A 6,664-nucleotide genomic window follows, 5' to 3' on the forward strand; every position below is an offset into this window, starting at 1 on the left:
GTCTTGAACAGGTTGAATTACATACTGTTTAACCAAATTCCAAGCCATAAGAGTATACGATTTAGCGAGTTCCCACTGTGAGCTTAACCAAGAAATCAAATCACTGAATTTTTCTTTTGTTGTACTCCAAGCTTCCTGAACTGGCTGAATAATATATTGCTTAAGTAATCCCCATGCAACTTGGGCCACAGCTTTTGCAATTTCCCATTGTGTACCAAGCCATATAACCAATTCACCAATTTGTTTACTCACCCAATTGCAAGCTTCTTGGATTGGTTGAATAATATACTGACTTATAGCTGCCCATGCAATTTGCACTCCTGCTTGAATAAGTAGCCATCCTGCTTCTAAAACAGTTGCTATAAATGAAATGATTGGATCTAAAACGGTAACAATGGTATTCCAAGTGTCTTGCCAAGCTTGTACGAGTGTCCCCCACAATTCTGAAGCTGTTGTAACTAAAGAAGTCCACCAAGAAGACGCTGTTTCCACAATTCCGGTCCATAAACTACTAAAGAATTCCCCTATAGGATCAAAGAAACTATACATCATTTCAGTAAATGAAGCCCAAGCACCTGAAAAGAATTCAACAATAGAATTCCATGTACTACTACATATTTCGCCTATCCCTGTCCATAAATCGCTAAAAAATTGCCCTATCGGATCAAAGAATGAATGCATTGTTTCTAAAAATGAATTCCATGCATCGCTAGATGATTGCACGATACCGTCCCAAACTCCTACTAAATATTCCGTAATAGAAGCCCAAGTATCTATAATCCATTGCTTAATATCATCAAAGTTTTTATAGATTGCAATACCTATGGCTGCTATAGCAGCTATAATAAGGGGAATAGCCCCAACAATTCCAGCCGCTGCAGCCGCTCCAATCCCAAAGATACTCATGACCGTCACAACTATAGGCGCAAGCGCCATAATCGCACCGGAAATCACACCAATAGCTACTCCGATAGTCGCTAATGTTGCTGCTAATTCTGGATTATTAGAAATCCATTCCGCAAATTTAGAGACTAAATCCGCTACAACTCCAAGGACCGGTTTCAGAGCCATCTGTAAATCGCCCATTGCTTTTTGGAATTTTACAGCCGGACTTGCATCCATTTTTTTTATAGATTCATTTAATTTATCTTGATTCTTCTGGAAGTCTACTGTTTTTTTTGAAGCGTTTATTAAAGTGTTAGTTAAATTTTGACCTTGGTCTTCAAACATAGTAGCTAGAACTTTAACCCCAACTTGATTTCTTTTTACTGGATCTTCTATCCCTTCAATCGCTTTAGCTACTTCTACCATAGCTTTCGAACCGTCACTTCCGCCTTTAGCGACAGCCGCACCCCACTTTTCTATTTGTTCTGTGGCAATTCCAGAACCGTCTAACGCTTCTTTTAAAGCTTTATCCGCACCTTGAGCAAACTCGGTTAATTGAATTCGCCCTTCCTTCAGACCATCTAATAAATTATCAATATTCCAACTACCAGTTTCAACACCAGCTTCCATAATCGCCTGTACTTCTTCAGCTTTAAAACCTGCACGAGTCAATTGGCTTCCATACTCAGCAATGATATCTAGTTGCTCTGGCGGAAATCCCATCTTTAACAACGCATCAACCATACCAAGGGCACTATCTTGAGTTATCCCTAATTCATTTCCTATTTCATATGTTTCTTGGATTAACTCTGTAAAATCTATGCCCTCATAAGATTGAGATATAACAGCCGCACCTTTGACGATTGATGCATTCGCTTCGTCACTAATATCTTTATTTAAAGCCCATTGTCTACGTACACCAGCAAGCGATTCTTCAGCGTCCACCCCATAAGCGGTGACACCTCTAATAGCTTCTTCTACTGATTTTTTTGAGGACTCCGGAACGTCAAATGTGATATCAATCTTTGTTTTTAACTTCGACATATCAAGAGCTTTTTCGATTGTTCCGGCAATTCCACCACCAGCTACCATTGCTCCAAGAACATTTTCTAAGCCAATATCTAATTCTTTAAATTCTCTTTCCGTCCTTTGGGCTTCATGTTGTAAATCTCGTAGTTCGTTTCGGACTTGTTGTATAGAATTTCCAGCATCCACAGATCGAAGTGCTCTTTGTAATTTCTCAATATCAGCTTCTGTGCCTAATGCTTCGCGTCCAATAATCCCAATCGCTTGTTCTAACTGTCGACTTGTAGCTGTTCCATTCCGAATTGCATTCACAAGACGATTTCCTAATGCTCCTGCAAAATCATCAACGCTTTTTCCTGTAGCTCTAAACAATGTTTCTAATTGCCTTGTAGAACTTGCTACATTCTCTTGTTCAGCTTTCATGTTTCCTAGTTTATTTTTAAGACCATTAAGTGACCCTTCTGTAAATTCAATCTCACGCCTAAATGCACGATACTGTTCTTCAGAAATTTTACCGTTTTGGAATTGAGCTTGTACTTGTTGCTCCGCTGCTTTCAATTTATCTAGCTTTTGCGTTGTATTTTCAATCTGTTGTGTAAGTAACTTTTGTTTTTGCGCTAATGCTTCCACATTACCGGGATCAAACTTTAACAAACGTTCAACATCTTTTAATTCTTTAGCCAAAGCATCACTTTGTTTATTTACATCTTTTAAAGCATTCTGTAACGGCTGAGTGTTACCACCAATTTCTATCGTAATCCCTTTAATTCTCCCTGCCATTTTCTCACCCCTTTCTTAGAATGAATCGAAGTCTTTTTGATTTGCCTTTCTAACTTTTTCTTTATCTGGATTCTCTAGCTCAGCGAATTCAGCAATGTAATCAAAACAATCACCAATTGTCATATCTTCTAAATCCCAGCGTGTTAATTTCGCTTTATAACAAAGAGCAAGAAACAGTTCAGTAGTAAATTCCTCATCACTGAATGTCCCTTGCTCTCCATTATTTTTCTTTATTTTTTTTTTGCTCCCATAGTAACCTGAACTAATTCCATGACCGCAGGCATAATTTCTTCAATTGGGAATTCTTCAAATCCATCTAGCCATGTCATAGGATCAGAAATATTAGAATCGGCCGTTTTAGCGTATAACCACGTTAAGTCATAAATAAGTTCAAAATCTACTTTACTCATATCGATATTAGACATATCAATGGGTTGTTCTGACCCATCTGATGAAGCTAAAGCATTAATTGCCCCTAACCCCATCAAATCTGCAAATAAATTACGTCTGAATTGTGCTTTATATCGCTTAACTGTTGCTGCTGTAGCTTTTAATTTGACTTGCTTTCCATCGATTGTAATCGTCTTTTCCATTTACTTACGCTCCTTTTGGTGCTGCTGGTTTTTTAACGTACACTTCTTTGTACCAGTTATCGTAAATTGCTTGAGTCGTTTTAGAGGTTGTTTTTGTTTTAACCATTGGTCTTCCGCCGGGAACTAAAACAATTGGACTAGAAACAAACTTCAATTCATTTGTATTTGGTTCGGCTGAATTTGTTTTTGTTTTAGATGCGATTGTCGGGCGACTCGCTGCACAGTTATACATAACGTGGCGAGTTGCGTTCACATCGCCATCGAATTCAAAGAGTAATGCAAATGATTTTCCTTTGGCATCAGCTAACTCATTTAATACACCGTCTGTTTCATCTAATTGCTCACCTAATGCATCGATAGCAAACTGTTCCGGAATAGTTGCAATAGATAGCGTTCCATCATAACCTTGGTTATTACTTGCTGCGTAATAAAGCATGTCATCAGCATAAAATTCAATTAAATCACCGCGTGGTTCAAAAGTTAATTCAACTCCACCGGGTAGCGGAATTGGTGTACCAAATTTCACTAAAAAGTCTTGAACATCATATGGAACATAATGTACATTCTTCAGACCAAACGTAACTTTATTTTCTTTATTCACTTACATCAACCTCGTTTCATAAATTTTTTGATACATTTTTTCAGATTCAATAAAAGTCCCATATGAGTCATAAGGAATTTCATGATCGTCTAGGACTTTTTCAAGTTTTTCTTCTGCAACCAAATCTTTTTTAGTTGTGTAAAGTTCAATATTTGCATCGTCTATCTTGTGATACACCTTGTTATCAGCCATTAAATTTGCTGATCCATCCACAAGGAAACATATATAAGGTGGCGCTGGAACTGGCTTCGTTGGTGTTGCTGTAAAATGCGAATAAGCCACAGGATAACCTGTAGCTTCAAGAATTTTTGTTAATTCACCTAATGTCATTGTTGAACCGCCCTTTCGATACGTCTTGGCAACTCATCAATTACATACTCTTCAACTGGACGGATATGCACCTGTGCCGGAACACGCCCACCCCCGACTTTCGCATGTCCATTTTCTAAAAGATGCGTTAATTGTCCTTGTGAATTGTGGACGACAACACTATTACCTTCTTTTTTCTTACGCCATCCTTTACGATATGCCCCTGTTTTTTTAGGACTACCTTGCTTTAATTTTTCTACAGCAACATCAGCAACTTCTTCTTGCGCTGTCAGTAATTCTTCTTCCACAACATTTGCATATCTTTGCAATTCTCTAGCAAGTTCGCTCGCAAAATCATTCATATTAAACATGCTCCTTTGCGATAATAGTCAATGTTTGATACATTTCATCATCATTCATTGGCGGTTCGATAATGTCAAAGATACGATTTTTCATTTTAATTCGCATTAACTCTGTAATACCTGTTGTATAAGGAATCACAAACCGATAAATTCGTGTAGACTGTGAAGCTGAAGCTTCAATGTACTCCGAACCTTTTACCGTTTTTATCATTGCCCATGCTTTTTTTACTTCTTGCCAATTACCTGTTTCAAGCTCTTGATTCAATTCATCCTTTATTACTTCAGGTTGTTCAACGATAATTCGATTTCTACAATCACCTGTATTCAGTGGTTTCTTGTACTGAAAAGGACGCATATTAATCACCGTCCAATTTAATTTCTTCTAATGCTTTATCGATACCTAAACTATTAATCTGACTTAAAAAATTCTTGTCAAAATACTCTAATGCATCGTTATAAACATAACGAGAACGTTCAAAGACTAATTCTTTGAACTCCTCGTCTTTATTTAAATCATAATTACCACAAACCCTAAGTAATGCCTTGTTAGACGTAGAAAGGATGCGCTTTAGGTTATCATCTTCCTCATCCCCTAAGTGCATCCTATTTTTAAATTCTTGTAATATTACATCTGAAATTACTGTATCCATTCACATCATCCTTGTGCTGGTGGCGTTGGCGTTTCTTCAATCTTCAATGTATAAACTTGAGAAGCATATTTATCTTTTGGCTTACCTGTAGCAAATTGTTTAGCAATATAAACTGTTGCGTCTTCTAATGCTAGAGTTTCTTCGAACTTTTTAATAGGTTCTGTTCCACCCATCGCTGCAACATACTGACCTTTTACAAAGAACAGTACTTTCCCTTGTGGCACAAACACAGATTCCGTAGGGATTGGATTAAATGGCAAGCTGGTTACGTATACCCCAGCTGCATTTTGAATTGTCGCGTTTGCTTGAATATCATAAGTATCAAATGGATTTGTTACCATAACTACTTTTCCAGCAATGTTTTTCGGTCTGTCTGCATCTGAACCATCAGCGTTTAATTTTTTAGCTAGTAATTTAACTACTCCTTTTAATTCGTTAATTGTTTTACGACCTGGTTCAAACGTTAAAGTCCCAACTGGTTTTTTATCTGGATATACTCCATTTGTAACACTTCCACTTGGATCTTTTAATAAACCAATAGGTTCATTTTTACCTGTACCAGCTACAAATCCGCGTTCTAATCCCACTGTCATCGCTTCTGTAATCATTGTGCGAACATATCGTTCTACCCATACTGGACCAAGTTTTAACATGTCATTCGCTAATGGAATAAATGCCGTTAATTTAAGTTGGGAAATGCTATCTTTACGGAATGTAGCATTTAATTGACCTTTAATACCATCAAATAATGGCCCCCATACCGCAGCGCCTTCTGGATCTCCATAAACGAATTCTGTTACTGCACCTAAATTCTCTAAACCAATATGTTGTAAGAAAGGATGATCTTCAACTAAGTCATCAAAAATACGTTCTTGAGTTGTTTTAGGTAAAGTTTCAGTAGACTTAAATCCACCTTCTTCAACTACTGCATTAAAGAATTTCATTTCATCACTTGTTAATACATTAGCGCCACGAGACTGCATAATAGAACGATCTACCATTGATTCATTTACTTGATTTAAAATATCTGCTCGTACATCTGTAGCAAGTGCTCCAATCATAGAATTTAATGCTGCTGTTTGTTCTTCTGGAGTTCCCTCCTGTGTTGCTTTCGCAAATGCTAGTTTCTTTTCTTCAAAATTATTAAATTTAATAACCATATTTTATTTTCCTCCTAAATTTAAAAAGAGCGTACTCAAATTCTGTTTTGTATTAACAGGTTCTTGAATAGGCTCTTTTGGATTTGTATTTGTTTGTAAATCATTCAGAATTTCGTTTTTTAGTCCTAATAGTGCAGCATTTAAATCTTCTTTTGTAATTCCTTGGCCCTTGTTCATTGTTCCATTTCTAAAACCATCGATTACTTTTTGTGGAAGCATGGCAGCAGTAGCAGTTGAAGCTGTCATTTTAACTGGGTTCTCCATAAACATAATTTCATCCACAAAGTTATTTTCTAAT

General features: G+C 37.0%; 8 protein-coding genes and 1 pseudogene. All 9 read right to left on the reverse strand.

Features of this window, described 5'->3' with window-relative positions:
- Positions 1-2,691, reverse strand: a 2,691-nt coding sequence (locus tag ACQGSG_RS25165; RefSeq protein WP_426948267.1) for a DUF2207 domain-containing protein, incomplete at its 3' end; no start/stop codon positions are given.
- Positions 2,692-2,921: 230 nt separating this feature from the next.
- Positions 2,922-3,284: a hypothetical protein gene (locus ACQGSG_RS25170; RefSeq protein ID WP_426948269.1), complete on the reverse strand. Its 363-nt coding sequence runs from the start codon at positions 3,282-3,284 to the stop codon at positions 2,922-2,924.
- A 4-nt stretch (positions 3,285-3,288) separates the two neighbouring features.
- Positions 3,289-3,885: a major tail protein gene (locus tag ACQGSG_RS25175; protein ID WP_001031291.1), complete on the reverse strand. Its 597-nt coding sequence runs from the start codon at positions 3,883-3,885 to the stop codon at positions 3,289-3,291.
- Entirely contained in the window at positions 3,886-4,215 is a 330-nt protein-coding gene (locus ACQGSG_RS25180) for a hypothetical protein (RefSeq protein WP_071730276.1), read from the reverse strand.
- Positions 4,212-4,556, reverse strand: a complete 345-nt coding sequence (locus ACQGSG_RS25185; RefSeq protein ID WP_258131567.1) for an HK97 gp10 family phage protein — start codon at positions 4,554-4,556, stop codon at positions 4,212-4,214. Before ACQGSG_RS25185 ends, ACQGSG_RS25180 begins: the two co-directional genes overlap by 4 nt.
- 1 nt (position 4,557) lies before the next feature.
- Positions 4,558-4,911 (reverse strand): phage head closure protein, encoded by a 354-nt coding sequence (locus tag ACQGSG_RS25190; RefSeq protein ID WP_426948272.1) that lies wholly within the window; start codon positions 4,909-4,911, stop codon positions 4,558-4,560.
- Between the two features lies 1 nt (position 4,912).
- Positions 4,913-5,206, reverse strand: coding sequence for a hypothetical protein (locus ACQGSG_RS25195; protein WP_426948274.1), 294 nt, complete (start codon positions 5,204-5,206; stop codon positions 4,913-4,915).
- A 5-nt stretch (positions 5,207-5,211) separates the two neighbouring features.
- Positions 5,212-6,366 carry a phage major capsid protein gene (locus tag ACQGSG_RS25200; RefSeq protein ID WP_426948276.1) on the reverse strand — a complete coding sequence of 385 codons (1,155 nt, stop codon included), beginning with the start codon at positions 6,364-6,366 and terminating at the stop codon, positions 5,212-5,214.
- 3 nt (positions 6,367-6,369) lie between these two features.
- Positions 6,370-6,664: pseudogene (locus ACQGSG_RS25205) on the reverse strand (head maturation protease, ClpP-related); the annotation flags it as partial.

Origin of the sequence: Bacillus sp. GMa5/1 (genome assembly GCF_050172015.1) — a bacterium.
GTDB classification, from domain to species: domain Bacteria; phylum Bacillota; class Bacilli; order Bacillales; family Bacillaceae_G; genus Bacillus_A; species Bacillus_A cereus.

Bases quoted from the DNA above. Each gene is read 5' to 3' on its own strand.
- ACQGSG_RS25200 (WP_426948276.1), bottom strand. From the start codon at position 6,366: ATGGTTATTAAATTTAATAATTTTGAAGAAAAGAAACTAGCATTTGCG.
- ACQGSG_RS25170 (WP_426948269.1), bottom strand. From the start codon at position 3,284: ATGGAAAAGACGATTACAATCGATGGAAAGCAAGTCAAATTAAAAGCT.
- ACQGSG_RS25190 (WP_426948272.1), bottom strand. From the start codon at position 4,911: ATGCGTCCTTTTCAGTACAAGAAACCACTGAATACAGGTGATTGTAGA.
- ACQGSG_RS25185 (WP_258131567.1), bottom strand. From the start codon at position 4,556: ATGAATGATTTTGCGAGCGAACTTGCTAGAGAATTGCAAAGATATGCA.
- ACQGSG_RS25180 (WP_071730276.1), bottom strand. From the start codon at position 4,215: ATGACATTAGGTGAATTAACAAAAATTCTTGAAGCTACAGGTTATCCT.
- ACQGSG_RS25195 (WP_426948274.1), bottom strand. From the start codon at position 5,206: ATGGATACAGTAATTTCAGATGTAATATTACAAGAATTTAAAAATAGG.